General features: G+C 44.7%; 13 protein-coding genes. 5 read left to right on the top strand and 8 right to left on the bottom strand.

Annotation, left to right across the window (positions count from 1 at the left end):
• Window positions 1-128 precede the first annotated feature (128 nt).
• From M595_RS21970 to M595_RS21955, 4 genes are all read right to left on the bottom strand, one after another.
• Window positions 129-1,310: a GNAT family N-acetyltransferase gene (locus tag M595_RS21970; RefSeq protein WP_023068668.1), complete on the bottom strand. Its 1,182-nt coding sequence runs from the start codon at window positions 1,308-1,310 to the stop codon at window positions 129-131.
• A gap of 125 nt (window positions 1,311-1,435) precedes the next feature.
• A complete protein-coding gene (locus tag M595_RS21965) occupies window positions 1,436-1,891 on the bottom strand; it encodes a ferredoxin (RefSeq protein ID WP_023068690.1) in 456 nt (151 codons plus the stop codon).
• Window positions 1,891-2,277 carry a DUF1257 domain-containing protein gene (locus tag M595_RS21960; RefSeq protein ID WP_009783897.1) on the bottom strand — a complete coding sequence of 129 codons (387 nt, stop codon included), beginning with the start codon at window positions 2,275-2,277 and terminating at the stop codon, window positions 1,891-1,893. Before M595_RS21960 ends, M595_RS21965 begins: the two co-directional genes overlap by 1 nt.
• 43 nt (window positions 2,278-2,320) lie before the next feature.
• Window positions 2,321-2,530 (bottom strand): DUF2997 domain-containing protein, encoded by a 210-nt coding sequence (locus M595_RS21955; protein ID WP_023068693.1) that lies wholly within the window; start codon window positions 2,528-2,530, stop codon window positions 2,321-2,323.
• Between the two features lie 315 nt (window positions 2,531-2,845).
• Between M595_RS21955 and bioU the strand changes: the two genes are divergently transcribed.
• Entirely contained in the window at window positions 2,846-3,847 is a 1,002-nt protein-coding gene (bioU, locus tag M595_RS21950; protein ID WP_238987122.1) for a (S)-8-amino-7-oxononanoate synthase BioU, read from the top strand.
• 75 nt (window positions 3,848-3,922) lie between these two features.
• Here bioU and M595_RS21945 read toward each other — a convergent pair whose 3' ends face one another.
• From M595_RS21945 to M595_RS21930, 4 genes are all read right to left on the bottom strand, one after another.
• A complete protein-coding gene (locus M595_RS21945) occupies window positions 3,923-4,555 on the bottom strand; it encodes a hypothetical protein (RefSeq protein ID WP_023068675.1) in 633 nt (210 codons plus the stop codon).
• A 192-nt stretch (window positions 4,556-4,747) separates the two neighbouring features.
• The gene (locus M595_RS21940) at window positions 4,748-5,878 is read right to left on the bottom strand and encodes a type II secretion system F family protein (RefSeq protein ID WP_023068667.1); all 1,131 of its coding nucleotides are present in this window, start codon (window positions 5,876-5,878) and stop codon (window positions 4,748-4,750) included.
• Window positions 5,879-6,010: 132 nt separating this feature from the next.
• Window positions 6,011-7,114 (bottom strand): type IV pilus twitching motility protein PilT, encoded by a 1,104-nt coding sequence (locus M595_RS21935; RefSeq protein WP_040484499.1) that lies wholly within the window; start codon window positions 7,112-7,114, stop codon window positions 6,011-6,013.
• A 101-nt stretch (window positions 7,115-7,215) separates the two neighbouring features.
• A complete protein-coding gene (locus tag M595_RS21930) occupies window positions 7,216-9,222 on the bottom strand; it encodes a GspE/PulE family protein (protein WP_023068666.1) in 2,007 nt (668 codons plus the stop codon).
• A 500-nt stretch (window positions 9,223-9,722) separates the two neighbouring features.
• Between M595_RS21930 and grpE the strand changes: the two genes are divergently transcribed.
• The 4 genes from grpE to M595_RS21910 form a co-directional block, all read left to right on the top strand.
• On the top strand, window positions 9,723-10,490 hold the full coding sequence (gene grpE, locus M595_RS21925) for a nucleotide exchange factor GrpE (RefSeq protein WP_023068665.1): 768 nt from the start codon (window positions 9,723-9,725) through the stop codon (window positions 10,488-10,490).
• Between the two features lie 174 nt (window positions 10,491-10,664).
• Entirely contained in the window at window positions 10,665-12,803 is a 2,139-nt protein-coding gene (gene dnaK / locus M595_RS21920; protein WP_023068677.1) for a molecular chaperone DnaK, read from the top strand.
• Between the two features lie 110 nt (window positions 12,804-12,913).
• Window positions 12,914-14,053, top strand: coding sequence for a molecular chaperone DnaJ (dnaJ, locus tag M595_RS21915; RefSeq protein ID WP_023068664.1), 1,140 nt, complete (start codon window positions 12,914-12,916; stop codon window positions 14,051-14,053).
• 67 nt (window positions 14,054-14,120) lie between these two features.
• Window positions 14,121-14,333 (top strand): sulfurtransferase TusA family protein (locus M595_RS21910; protein WP_023068678.1); only part of this gene is annotated, 213 nt, incomplete at its 3' end.

Genomic DNA, 14,333 nt, shown 5'->3' with positions numbered 1-14,333 from the left:
AGTCCCCATCTCTGTTAATGCTGAAAAAATCAGGTAAATCACCAAAATTCCCACACCTATTAAAAAAGGAATCAAATCATCAGGCATAATTAGATTAATAAAATTGGGTTAATCATCTCAAGATTAGTCTAGAAAAAATCAGGCATTGCTGGGGAAGTCGTCGTCGGAAACAAATACTCAGCAATTCGCAATGCTGAATCTGTACATTCGAGCCAACCCATTTGTTGTAACTGTCGAGGCCCTAATAATCCGGCATAAAGTGGTGCTAATGACCCAATTTTAAGCTGAAATTCTCCTCGACCTCCTCGCTTAACCTGTCCGCTTCCGGCAGCAACTTCTAACACAAAATTTCCTTCATTTTCCGTAAGCAAATCATCAATAACCGATAAATGTAATTCAGTTTCAAGATTCACTGGATAGGCAAAAGACTCCAACGCCGTCACTATATCAACAATTCGCAACATCCACTGTTCATAGTTTATGAGTTTGGCATGATGTTCGGCGAGTAGCATCAGTTGTGGTTCTACAGCACCTCCATACCATCGACATTTAGAAACTTGAGAAGCGTGACTCGCCAAAAACGAAAATAGACAATTTGTGGCATCCGAACTTAACGTTACCCAGTCGCGAATTTCTAGAGACAAACTACCCTGAACTCCTTTTTGTTGAAAAATAACATAACCTTGAGGCAAACTAGACGAACCGATCCAATATCCATAAACTTCTTCACCTTCTGCGGTTTTAATAATATTTTTCCAAAAAACTGGATGCCGATCTAAACAACCATTCGTGTGATTAACTTGTTGGTTATAAACATCAATTAACGCCTCTATTTCTAGACGCTTAATTCTCTCTAATTGCAGTTGAGAGGGTCTAGATTTTAGCGTTGATAAGGGTAATTCCCATAAACATCGAGTTCCCCCATATTCATATCCCACGCCACGATAAAGCGATTGAACCGCAGGATAAAGCGTGGAAATTGCCACCTTTTCGGCGTAAAGTTCTTTGAGGGTTTCCCGCAACAATTCCGCAGCCATTCCTTGACCCCGATATTCCGGTGCTATACCCACCGCAGCCAGTCCCGCCATCGGAATACAACGACCCCCAAACCATTGACCCATCCGATAGATTGCCAGTCCTCCTGCTACTTTTTTGTTACGGCGAATTAAACGAAAATTATCTAATCCAATACTACTTCCATAGTCTTCCCATTCCGTCTGAGGAAAGCCAAAACATTGACAAAGTATTTTTCCTAAAAGTTGGCTTTCATCGTGATCACTAGCCACAGAAACTTCCCGCAAATTTTCCATAAAAAAGCATTCTAAAATAGCAGCTAAAAGTTAAACAGCAGAAGTGAATACTGTTCACTGAAAAGACTGTACCCAGAAAAAACACCAGACCTCACCTCTGGGTGTTGCTGGTGTATCAATATCAATCAGCATGATTGCAAATCGGCGGGGCGGTTTTTTTCTTTGCGTTTCCGATTAGCAATAGAAGCCTCCACTGGAAATCCCACAACTGGGATCACTTGATGCTGACGTTCGGCTTCGAGGTTTTTCAACTCTTGATAATCGACCCAGTGAATGCAATCGACAGGACAAGTCTCTATTGCTTCCTGAATCACTTCTTCGGGATCACCATCTTGCCGAAATACTCGACTTCGCCCATAATCAGGCTCCAAATAGAAGGTATTACGGGCAACATGGGCGCAGTGTTTGCAGCCAATACAAGTCGGTTCATCAACATAAACCCCCTTTTGCCGCAAGACACCCCCCAGCTCTGGCTCTAAGCCTGAACGCTCTGGCGCATCCCGCAAACCCCCTCCAAGTTCCGGTTCCAACCCCGAACGTTCTGGTGTTGGGTTAATCGACGATGCAGACCATTCAGACATTATGCACTCCAACGTTGGACAACGAGACGAATTGAACCGTCTTGATTTTGCTGTTGTTCAGCAATTTGAAAACCTTGTTTGTTGCTTTGGCTAACAACGGTTTGATAAGCATAGCGTTGAGTTACTTTGTTCACAAACAGTTGAACCGGGATGGGCTGCTGCCAAAATTGTAGGTCAGCAACTAATTCATATTCGCTGCCATTCCAGCAAAAGCCGATATCATATCCATTGTCTTGTTCAATGGTAATTTCAGCCGGACGAGTTTGACCTTGATAGCCTCGAACTTCTTTTGAACCGGATTTCCAATCAATTTCTAAATCAGATAAAGCCGCTTTTAAAGAAGTCAGATTGCGAATTTGTGTTTTGATTTGACTAAAGTGTGACATAGACGCTGATGTTGAACGAATTGAATGAATTCGTCGGTAAAGTTTACCAATTGCTAAAATTGACTTGGGCAGTCGCCGCTTGAGATTGATTCTGAGTTTGTGCAAAATATTCAGAAGTTGTCTCCTGATTTAGCACTACACCCAATTCAGCTTCAATGGCTTTTGTAACCTCCTCACAGGAAGCACCGACAATGCCAGTGACTTTTTCCTGGACTCGGCCATCGGGATAGATCACGAACTCTAAGGTTTCCATAGATTGAGCAGACTGCTACAAGAGTTGCGGGACGTTAATCTACACTGCTCGGGCAGTGCAACCGTTTTGGCGATCGCTTCATTATTTTAATGACTGCAACATCCCTACATCAATTTTGACGAATGGATCTAAAACGAGTCATTGCTTTACAAAACTTATTAATAACTGAAGCAATCTAATCATATGTTAAGTTTCGCGTACATTCAAGCGAGAGTCAAGGTAGTGAGGTATTAGTCTTCCTTGCGTTGTATTCCCAATGATCACCGATAATAAAAGATTGTCTGATCCAAAAATCATGTTATGAGTCAAAGACCAATGACCAATTTTACTTCATCTCCAATGCGGGTTGGTATACTCGGATTTGGAGGTTTAGGACAAGCCGCAACAGCCGTTTTAGCCCCCAAACAGGAAATGCTCTGGGTTGCAGCAGCAGATCAAAAAGGCTATGCTTATTCTCCGACAGGACTCAATCGCGATCGCTGTATTAGTGTCTACCGAGATCAAGGTTCTCTGGGTTATCTCGAACCCAACGGCACCCTCAGCAGCCAAAGCATCGAGGAATTAGTCAAAACAGCCGCTGGAGTTGATGGCTATTTTCTCGCCTTACCGAATTTACCTAACAGCTTCATGGCTTCTGTAGCGCGTCAATTTATCGAACTGGGTTGGCGAGGTGTATTGGTAGATGCCATCAAACGCACATCAGCCGTCGAACTATTACTCGAACTGCAAGACGAACTTAAACAAGCTGGAATCACCTACATGAGCGGTTGTGGTGCCACTCCGGGGCTATTAACCGCCGCCGCCGCTTTAGCCGCCCAAAGCTACACCGAAATTCACAGCGTTAATATTACCTTTGGTGTGGGAATTGCCAATTGGGAAGCCTATCGCGCCACAATTCGTGAAGATATTGCTCACCTAGACGGATATGATGTCGAACGCGCCCGAGCGATGAGTGATGCCGAAGTCGAAGCTTTACTAAATGAAACCAACGGTTTACTCAAACTCGAAAACATGGAACACGCCGATGATATCATGTTAGAATTAGCTGGAATTTGTAGCCGCGATCGCGTTACCGTTGGTGGAATTGTTGATACTCGCAACCCCAAAAAACCCCTGAGTACCAACGTCCAAATTACAGGCCGCACCTTTGAAGGAAAAATCTCCACCCATACCTTCACTTTGGGTGATGATACCAGCATGGCAGCTAATGTTTGTGGCCCTGCTTTTGGCTATCTTAAAGCCGGAATTCAGCTTCATAAACGGGGGATTTACGGTCTATTTACCGCAGCAGAAATTATGCCTCAATTTGTCCGTTAACCGACAATAATCGGGGAACAGGTAACAGGCAACAGGCAACAGGTAAAACTGGTCACTGCAAACTGAAAAAACTGTTTACTGTTCCCGATCTCCCCATTGTTTCCACTCGGGATGATGTTCAAGATCTAACACATCAAGTTCATCAATAGACTGATAATATGAAGGATCTACCGTTGTATCTAATGCCGGAATAACAAACGGTAAATTTGCACCTTGTAATCCTCTTTTAATGCGTTCAGGTGTTTCTGAAAAGAGTACAAACAAAGGATAAATCTTCTCAGCTTCTTGGGAATAAATATGGCTATAATGATGAGGCATCACCCATTCGTAGCCTTGATCTAAGCAAACTTGAGTCAGCCGCCAACGCATCAATAAGTCAGAAAAATCTTCATTGGGACGATGAATAAAGATAAAAATTTCCACCCCAATTTTGACTTTCCACTCTGGATCACACATAATAATCCCTAAATCACAGGGTAAACACATGGCTTGTCCGGGTGCAATACTAACTCCAGATTTTCCGGTATAAGAAACCCCATCTCGTAAACGGACAATCGGTAAAGGGATAGTAATTAAACTTTCATCTGGGCGACGCATACTCGGAATCATTTCCAAGTAAGTTCGATGCTGCTTTAATAGTGCGATCGCTGCTTCTGCATTACTATATTCAGCAAGCAGGGTTTCATAATGAGATTGTTGAACAGGCATCTTAATTTAAAGTAAAGGGCAGTCAAAAAGTAAGGTAAAGTTTGTTAAGAGATTAAGCTAATTTAAGATAAATCGATCATTTTTTATCTATTTTTTCTCTCAAATCAGCTTGTTTTTTTATCTCCTATTCTCATTTTAACTTATACACAATTACAATGAGAGTTGTCTAAACTTAAATTAGTTTTTTGAGATTTACAATGACTCGAATACTTTAAACATGGGCAAATACATAGATAGTAAAACCGACGCGACAATTCCACCCACAACCACAATCATCATTGGTTCTAATGCACTGGTTAAACCTTTTACAGCTTCTTCAACTTCTGTCTCATAAAACGCCCCAACTTTCATCAACATTTTATCGAGTTCCCCCGATTCTTCTCCAATGGCAATCATCTGAATTGCTAAGTTTGGGAAAACATTACCTTCTTGCAGGGCTAAACTAATTAAACCCCCCTGTTGAATTTCATTTCTGGCGTGTTCAATTGCATTGGCAATCGCTTGATTTCCCGCCACATCTCGCACAATTTCTAGGGAGTTCATAATCGGTACACCTGCACGAGTTAAACTTCCGAAAATCGTACAAAAACGAGCAACCGCAGACTTCTCAATCAGTGGCCCAAATAAAGGAAGTTTGAGAAAAATCTTATCCATCGCGAGGCGGCCAGCCGGGGTTTTATAAAAGGCTTGATACGCTAAAGAAAGTGCAAATAAACTCCCAATAACTATGGCTTGAGGAATTGGCGGCCAGGTTGTACAAAAGTCACTAATGCTCAACATAATGACCGTAAACATTGGCAGTTCAGTACCAATTTGTTCAAAAATCCCTGCAAAGGTTGGAAGGAGGAAAATTGTCATCGCAAAGAAAACGGCAAGGGCAATAAATAAAACCGTTTTCGGGTAAGACATGGCGGATTTAATTTCACTTTCGGTTTTGTGGTTTTTCTCCATCATCACCGCCAAACGTTCTAAAACTTCATCGAGTACACCACCGACCTCTCCGGCTGAAACCATACTGATAAACAACATATCAAAGACCTCAGGAAACTTCCGCATCGATTCTGAGAGGGCATTTCCTTCTTCTACATCGGCTCGAATCGTGGTTAAAGCCCGTTTCAAACGAGCATTATCACATTGTTCTGATAACACGCTTAAACAACGAGCCATTGCAATTCCTGCGTTAAACATCGCCGCAAATTGACGGGCAAAAATCGCTAAATCTTTAACCGTAATCTGAGCGAGAGCAACGTTAATATCTTCTTCAATTTTTTTAATATCAAAACCTTGTTTTCTGGAGTGAGTTTTAAGTTTATTGGTGGTCATTGCTCCCCTTAAATACAACTTTTTTTTGAGCTAAATTCTGTTATAAATTGGGATTTAGGATTAGAAAATCGGCAATTATAAGGCTCAACTTTTGACCTGAACGGCTTCTAATCCTGATCCCGAGTTCTAAAATTAACGAGCTTTAGCTTTTTGTGCTGCTGCTTTCGGCGCAGGGCCGATTAAACGTTCAAGTTCTTCGGGTTTTGAACTCTTACCCATCGCGGCTTCCCAGCCCACTTTTCCTTCTTGAAACAGTTTAGCTAAAGCCATTTCCATTGTTTGCATTCCCAATTTTGCCCCCATTTGAATTTGAGAGTAAATTTGAGTGGTTTTTCCTTCCCGAATTAAGTTCCCCATCGCTGGAGTATTCAGCATAATTTCTACCGCCGCACAACGACCTCCGCTCAGAGTCGGAACGAGGTTTTGGCTACAAACTCCGACTAAAGACCCAGAAAGTTGCGCTCGAATTTGCGGTTGTTGAATTGGAGGAAATACATCCAACATCCGGTCTACTGTTGCAGAAGCAGAGTTTGTGTGTAGTGTTCCAAAAACTAAGTGACCTGTTTCTGCGGCGGAAATTGCCAAACCAATCGTATCTAAATCCCGCATTTCACCCACTAGAATAATATCTGGATCTTCCCGCAAAGCAGCTTTCAAAGCATTGGCAAAACTCTTGGTATCTTCGCCTTTTTGTCGTTGGTGAAACAAGCTTTTAATATTGGGAAAAACATATTCAATTGGGTCTTCAACAGTGAGAATATGTTCGCTACGGGTACGATTAATTAAATCCAATAACGCCGCCATTGTTGTCGTTTTACCCGAACCCGTTTGACCCGTGACTAAAACCATTCCCCGAGGTCTTTCAGTCATATCACGAATCGTTTGGGGAACTCCTAATTTATCCGCATTCGGAATTTTTGATGCTAACGCTCGTAAACAAGCCGCCCAACAGCCCCGTTCTCGATAAACATTCACCCGAAAACGAGCCAGTCCTTTTACCCCATAAGCGCAGTCGAGTTCCCATTCCTGTTCAAGTTGCTTGCGCTGCATATTATTCAGCATTTGGAAGATGAGAACTTGAACATCTTCAGGAGCAAAACATTCTCCAAACTGAGTTTGAGGGGTGAGTTTACCACTGATGCGGAAAAAAATTGGCGCACCTGCTTGGATGTGCATATCAGAGCCACCTTGTTCAATCAAGGACTCCATCACATCTTCAATCATCAAACCAGCCATAATATTGAATCCTCCAACTACAAAAAATATTGATAATTTAGATCAAGGCAATAGGCAATAGGTAAAATCTTCCCAACTTCCCATCTCCCCCTATCCCTACTCTAATCGGTAAAACGGGGCGTCATGCAATAGGGACAATCGAGCCATTCCGGTCTAAGTTCGGCGTGACACCCTTTACAAGTCAAGCCCTGCTTCCGTTTGGCCTTCAGTTCAGCTTCTAAACCCGAATCGGTGAATGTTACCCGTTCCACTTCTTCAAAGGTGGTATAGCCTTCACGGACAAGCTGTAAACTGTAAGACAGCAAGGTTTTCATTCCTTCTTCGACCGCGACTTCTTTAATTTGTTCAGTGGGTGCGCCTTGGGTAATTAAGGTTTGTAGACGTTCGGTGACTTTCAAAAATTCGTAAACCCCCACCCGGCCTTTGTATCCTAACCCCCCACATTTTTTACAGAGTTCTCCGCGTTCACTGAGACTTTTGCGTTGGTCGGCTGCGATGGTATTGGCCCGAAAGAACTCAACATTCAACTCTCGCGAAGCCGATAAGCCATACCGTCCGAGTTCTTCTGGGTGGGGAGTATAGGGAACCCGACATTCGCTACAAACGCGACGCATCAGACGTTGGGCGAGAATTCCCAGTAACGCCGCTGACACCATGAACGGTTCAACGCCCATTTCATCTAAACGAGCAATTGCGCCCGCCGCGTCGTTGGTGTGTAGGGTTGTTAAAACCAAGTGTCCAGTCAAAGCCGCTTCAATCGCCGTTTTCGCCGTTTCTAAATCTCGCGTTTCTCCGACTAGCAACACATCAGGGTCTTGTCGCAGGAAAGCCCGGAGAATATTGGCAAACGTTAAGTTTTTTTCACGAATCACCTGACATTGAGTAATCCCGGGTAGGGCGTATTCAATCGGGTCTTCGGCGGTACTGATGTTAATTTCGGGGTCGTTGCGTTCAGAGAGAATCGAGTACAACGAGGTTGATTTTCCCGAACCCGTTGGCCCTGTTACTAAGATTAATCCAAAAGGTCGGGCTGCGGTTTCCCGAACCATTGCTAAGGTTTCTTCATCGGTAATCATTTTGTCAAGTCCCAACTGAGTTGAGGAACTATCCAAAATCCGCAGTACAATTTTTTCACCGTAGCGGCTCGGTAAGCTATTGACCCGAAAGTCTACAGTTCGGCCTTTAAAGCGACGACGAATCCTGCCGTCTTGGGCTTGACGACGTTCAGCGATGTCTAATTCTGCGAGGATTTTAAAGCGAGAGGTAATCGCGGGAATGACTTTTTTCGGAAATTTGAAATATTCTTGCAAAACCCCATCTTTCCGCATCCGAATTCGCATCTCGTATTCTTGCGGTTCGACGTGAATATCAGAGACGCCTTCTGATAAGGCTTTGGCTAAGATCACGTTCACCGCTTTAATAACCGGGGCGGTTTCGGCTTGTTCGATTTCATCAGCTAAATCAGCACCACCGCCTTCATCGGTGACATCTTCTAAGTCCATCTCCTCAAAATCGCCGGAGGTGAACTGAAGTTTTTCGTCTTCTAGACGGGCGGCTGCGGCTTGTTTGCGTTTGAGATCTTCTTCACCATAGGCTGAAATCAGCTTGTCATAGTCGCCTTGAGTGATGACTTGGCGCTTAAGATGCCAACCTTTCGGACGCAAGAGTTGATTTTTAAGTTCATCTAAAGCGTTGAGGTTGTCGGGATTGACCATTGCCATCAAAACCGTCGGAGGTTCGGTGTCGAGGGTTTGTAATGGAATGAAGCGATGGCGTTTGCAGGTTTCAACCGTGGTTTCTAGCGTATTGAGCATTTGTTCGATTTGCTCAACGGAAACCTGTTCGACTTCGAGGTCAAACGCATCAACACCGTAGATAATTTTTTGCTCAAAAAGCTGTTGTTTTTTATACTGACGTGCGAGTTCAGGGGGTAGAGGTTTCCCCGTCACCGATTCCAAGACTTCCGTTAACGGTTTCCCGGCTTGGCTGGTTTTCAGGGCTTGCTGAAGTTGTTCTGGGCTGATGTATCCCGATTGAATTAACTTATTGCCGAAAGGCGTAGTGCTGGTCGCAACTAGGGCGGTACGTCGCCGAGATGTATTAGTCATATCTGAGGTAACAATCTCTTAAAGATATAGGATTCCCAAAAAGTTTGAGAAAGTTTCTAGAGCGAGTCTCAAACGGCTTCTATCTTCATGGGTTTAGCGAACCTCAGAAAAGAGCAAGCCGAGAGTATCGCTGCGGTTAAATCCCTGAGTCTCAGCCAGTTCATGTGTTAATTGTTACCCGACTTCAGCAAGGATTCATTAAGCCCTGTCAGTAAACTCCTCAGCCCAATTGGGGATCTCCGGCACAGAGTTAAGGGTTCCGATTGCCAATTTCGGTTGATCATTGTTAATTATGACAAGCTGATTAGGGTACGATCTAGATGACTGTGCTAAGTTCAGAGAAACCTCTTCTCAGATGATAGCTTTTGCTAACTTCCATCGCTGTGATTTACGATATGATTTTGGTTAAAATTTTTGAATAGACACCAAGTGAATTGGAGGATTGCGAGGGCGAACTCAGCACAGACAACAAGTATTGAAGCTCCATCGCTCAGTTTTCTATGATCAACCAAGACCAGCAAGAAGAGATGATGTCAAATCCAACTACTGATACTCCAGAAGCCACAACCAATCAAAATGGTATTCCGTCAGAGGGTGACAATCTGTCCCCTGAAGTCGTCGAGGATCAAGCCGCGACCCCTGTTGAGGTTCAATTAGACGACCAAACCTCCCAGGAGTTACCTCCCGATTTTCCCGAATCCCAAATGCAAGAAGAATCTAGGACGAGTGAGCAAATTCAGCAGGAATTAGTTGCTCTAGCCCAAGCTAATCAGATGCTTACAACTCAACTCGACGAAATTAACACCCAGTATCGACGCCTCGCTGCGGACTTTGAGAACTTTCGCAAACGGACTCAAAAGGAAAAAGAGGATTTAGAGGTACAAATTAAATGTAATACCATCAAAAAACTATTACCCGTGATTGATAATTTTGAGCGGGCTAGATCTCACATTAAGCCTCAAACTGAGAGCGAAATGAATATTCACAAAAGCTATCAGAGTGTTTACAAGCAGATGGTCGAAAGCCTCAAGCAGTTGGGAGTATCGGCGATGCGTCCTGATGGAGAACCCTTTGATCCTAATCTACATGAAGCGGTGATGCGCGAAGCTTCAGAGACTCACCCGGAAGGTACAGTCATAGAAGAAATGATGAGAGGCTATATGATCGGTGAACGGGTTCTCCGCCATGCGATGGTAAAAGTCGCCACGGCTCCGGAGTCTTCTGGCTCATCGGAAACGGACTCACAAGCCCCTGCTCCTCAGGAATAGAGTTTATGGGCGGGTGTTCTGTTAGCACTCGTTCTCAGCGCTCAATTTCTGTCGTCAAAAAAACCTCAATCATTGCTAACTTCGCCTGGGTTAGCGAGTGTTGGATTGGTAAAATCCTCAAGACGCTAAATATTCTCTAAGGCAATCTTTGCACACCTTCATCGCCGAGACGTTATGGGAAAAGTCATTGGCATCGATCTAGGCACAACAAATAGTTGTGTGGCTGTTCTAGAAGGCGGTCAACCGACTGTGATCGCCAACTCCGAGGGCGGACGTACAACCCCGAGTATTGTTGGCTTTGGTAAACACAATGAACGCTTAGTCGGTCAACTCGGAAAGCGACAAGCCCTGACGAATGCCGAAAATACAATTTACAGTATTAAGCGGTTTATCGGCCGTAGATGGGAAGACACCGAACAAGAACGCACAAGGGTTCCCTATGAATGCGTTTCCGGTAAAGATAACACAGTAAACGTCCAGATTCGAGACCAAGTTTACACCCCGCAAGAAATTTCGGCGATGGTGTTGCAAAAGCTCAAAGAAGAAGCTGAAAGCTATTTGGGAGTGTCGGTTGATCAAGCTGTGATTACGGTTCCTGCTTACTTCACCGATGCTCAACGACAAGCTACCAAAGATGCGGGAACGATTGCGGGTTTAGAAGTCCTGCGGATTATCAATGAACCCACTGCTGCGGCTTTATCCTACGGCTTAGATAAGCAAGATCAAGACCAGAAAATCTTAGTCTTTGACTTGGGAGGGGGGACTTTTGATGTCTCGATCTTACAATTAGGGGATGGTATTTTTGAAGTCATGGCGACGGCCGGAAATAACCATCTGGGCGGAGATGACTTTGATAATTGTCTGGTTCTCTGGATTGTTGAGGTCTTCCGTGAACGCGAAGGCATTGATCTTTCTAGCGATAAAATGGCACTCCAACGGATGCGTGAAGCCGCAGAAAAAGCCAAAATTGAACTGTCGAGTCGCACAACCACTTCTATTAATCTCCCGTTTCTCACCGCAGATGAATCTGGCCCGAAGCATCTGGAAGTTGAGTTAAGTCGTAGCCAATTTGAGGAACTGGTTGATCTGTTGATTGACAACACGATTCAACCTGTAACCCAAGCTCTGCGAGATGCTAATCTCCAACCCGATGATGTGGATAGGATTATCCTCGTCGGCGGTTCAACTCGCATTCCGGCTGTCCAACAAGCCATTAGCAATTATTTTTCGGGGAGAAGCCCTGATCGTTCTGTGAACCCGGATGAGGCTGTGGCTTTGGGCGCCGCCATTCAAGCTGGAGTTTTGGGCGGTGAGGTCAAAGATCTATTACTGCTGGATGTCACCCCCTTGTCTTTGGGTTTAGAAACTTTAGGCGGTGTCTTTACCAAAACGATAGAACGCAACACCACCATTCCCACCAGTCGCGCTCAAATGTTTTCAACAGCCGTTGATGGACAAACTTCAGTGGAAATTCATGTTCTTCAAGGAGAACGGGCGCTCGTTAAAGATAATAAAAGTTTGGGTAAATTCCTCTTAACCGGAATTCCGGCTGCTAAACGAGGGGTTCCGCAAATAGAAGTGGCTTTTGATATCGATGCCAATGGCATTTTAAAGGTTTCCGCTATTGATCTTGGAACCGGACGAGAACAAAGTATCCAAATTACCAATACAGGGGGTTTGAGTGAAGCTGAAATTGAGCGGATGCGACAAGAAGCCGAACTCTACGGCGATGAAGATGAACAACGCCGACAAATTGTTGATCTGAAAAATCAATGTGCGACTCTGTTTGAAAACTGCAAAGAAACCCTCAAGCAAAACCCGCAACTCCTGACGGCTGAACTCAAAGAGCGTATTCGGACTGAAGCGGCTGCTCTAAAAAAAGCGGTTGCTAACCCCGATGTGACTTACGACGAAATGAAGGAACGGGTAGATGCTTTCCAAGAAATGCTCTACGATCTCGGTGCGGCTATTTACGAGAAAACCGAACCTGAGTCTGGGGTTGCACATCCCCCCGAGGAAAGCGTGCCAGTGGTAGACTTAGAAGAGGATAAAGCCGTCTCTGAAGATAAATCTTCAGAGGATGATGTGATCGCCGCCGAATCAGCTTTCGGGCTAGAGGAGGTTTCTGAGGAGGAGGATGCTCAAGCCGGAGAACCTGCTTTCGGGCTAGAGGAGGTTTCTGAGGAGGAGGATGCTCAAGCCGGAGAACCTGCTTTCGGGCTAGAGGAAATTTCAGACGAAGTTGCTTCTCAAGCCGGAGAGATTTTAGATCCAGATCCGGGCAATCCTTTTATTACCAATTCCACCAGTTAGTCTGGAGTTGGGGAGTTTGAACGGGTTTGAAGTTCAAAACTTCGCAGTTCTGAGTAACTCCTGGGCATTTTTTGTCGTTATTGTGATTTAGATTTCACCAATAAAGTTCTATGGCAGCCGATTATTATGAGACACTTGGTGTTGCTCGCAACGCAGACAAAGAGGAAATTAAGCGGGCTTATCGTAGGCTAGCTCGCAAATATCACCCCGATGTCAATAAAGAACCGGGAGCAGAAGAACGCTTTAAAGAAATTAATCGCGCTTATGAAGTTCTCTCTGAACCGGAAATACGAGCGCGTTATGACCGTTTTGGTGAAGCAGGAGTTGCCGGGGGAGCAGGCGGAGCAAGTGGCTTTAACCAAGACTTCAGTGACAGTTTTGCCGATATCTTTGAAAGCTTTTTCAGTGGTTTTGCAGGCGGTGTCGGGGGTCCTCAACAAGGAAGACGGCGAACTGGCCCGGCGCGAGGGGATGATTTACGGCTAGATTTGCCCCTTGACTTTAAAGAGGCTGTTTTTGGCGGGGAAAAAGAAATTCGCATCAAACATCTCGAAACCTGCGAAACGTGTAACGGCAGCGGTGCTAAACCGGGGACTCGTCCTCAAACCTGTTCAACCTGTGGCGGAAGTGGTCAAGTTCGTCGTGCGACTCGTACTCCTTTTGGGAGTTTTACTCAAGTCTCTGTTTGTCCGACTTGTAATGGTGTCGGTCAGATGATCGAGGAAAAATGCACCACTTGCGCGGGTCAGGGTCTTAAGGAAGTCACCAAAAAACTGAAAATTAATGTACCGGGTGGTGTTGACAATGGTACACGCTTGCGCGTTGCCAATGAAGGGGATGCCGGAAAGCGAGGAGGCCCTCCTGGAGATTTGTATGTGTTTTTGTCGGTGTCGCCTGATTCTCACTTTAAACGAGATGGGATTAATATTCTCTCGGAGGTGAAGATTAGTTACTTACAAGCCATTTTGGGCTGTAACTTGGATGTGGAAACGGTTGACGGGGAAACGTCGGTGAAAATTCCCGCCGGAACTCAACCCGGAACGGTTTTAACGCTAGAAAATAAAGGCGTTCCCCGTTTAGGAAATCCGGTGAGTCGAGGCGATCATTTACTAACGATCTCTGTTGAAATTCCCACTCGGATCACCGCTAAAGAACGAGAACTCTTAGAAGAACTGGCGAAAATTCATGGTGAACGGACTGGAAAAGGAGGCCTAGAAGGCTTTCTGGGGAATCTATTTCACCAAAAATGATCCGTGAACAAACCTGTAACTTCACAAAAGACTGCATAATTGTTTTGATGCTGAACCGAAAACTAACATGACCCATTCCACGACTTCTACACCCGATGCTCAGATGGATTTGCGAGGGACTCCTTGCCCTCTCAATTTCGTGAGAACTAAATTAAAATTAGAACAAATGGCTCCGGGGTCACTGTTAGAGGTTTGGCTAGACTCTGGTGAACCTATTGAACAAGTTCCCGATAGCTTGATGATGGAAGGCTACCAGATAGAACAAATCGAAGATCGATCC

Origin of the sequence: Lyngbya aestuarii BL J (genome assembly GCF_000478195.2) — a bacterium.
Taxonomy (GTDB): domain Bacteria; phylum Cyanobacteriota; class Cyanobacteriia; order Cyanobacteriales; family Microcoleaceae; genus Capilliphycus; species Capilliphycus aestuarii.
The sequence above is the reverse complement of the archived record's forward strand: the minus strand, read 5'-3'. Positions and strand labels throughout refer to the sequence as shown.

Excerpts from the sequence above, each read along its gene's own strand:
- M595_RS21970 (WP_023068668.1), bottom strand. The coding sequence starts at position 1,310 with ATGGAAAATTTGCGGGAAGTTTCTGTGGCTAGTGATCACGATGAAAGC.
- M595_RS21965 (WP_023068690.1), bottom strand. The coding sequence starts at position 1,891 with ATGTCTGAATGGTCTGCATCGTCGATTAACCCAACACCAGAACGTTCG.
- M595_RS21960 (WP_009783897.1), bottom strand. The coding sequence starts at position 2,277 with ATGTCACACTTTAGTCAAATCAAAACACAAATTCGCAATCTGACTTCT.
- M595_RS21955 (WP_023068693.1), bottom strand. The coding sequence starts at position 2,530 with ATGGAAACCTTAGAGTTCGTGATCTATCCCGATGGCCGAGTCCAGGAA.
- bioU (WP_238987122.1), top strand. The coding sequence starts at position 2,846 with ATGACCAATTTTACTTCATCTCCAATGCGGGTTGGTATACTCGGATTT.
- M595_RS21945 (WP_023068675.1), bottom strand. The coding sequence starts at position 4,555 with ATGCCTGTTCAACAATCTCATTATGAAACCCTGCTTGCTGAATATAGT.
- M595_RS21940 (WP_023068667.1), bottom strand. The coding sequence starts at position 5,878 with ATGACCACCAATAAACTTAAAACTCACTCCAGAAAACAAGGTTTTGAT.
- M595_RS21935 (WP_040484499.1), bottom strand. The coding sequence starts at position 7,114 with ATGGCTGGTTTGATGATTGAAGATGTGATGGAGTCCTTGATTGAACAA.
- M595_RS21930 (WP_023068666.1), bottom strand. The coding sequence starts at position 9,222 with ATGACTAATACATCTCGGCGACGTACCGCCCTAGTTGCGACCAGCACT.
- grpE (WP_023068665.1), top strand. The coding sequence starts at position 9,723 with ATGATCAACCAAGACCAGCAAGAAGAGATGATGTCAAATCCAACTACT.
- dnaK (WP_023068677.1), top strand. The coding sequence starts at position 10,665 with ATGGGAAAAGTCATTGGCATCGATCTAGGCACAACAAATAGTTGTGTG.
- dnaJ (WP_023068664.1), top strand. The coding sequence starts at position 12,914 with ATGGCAGCCGATTATTATGAGACACTTGGTGTTGCTCGCAACGCAGAC.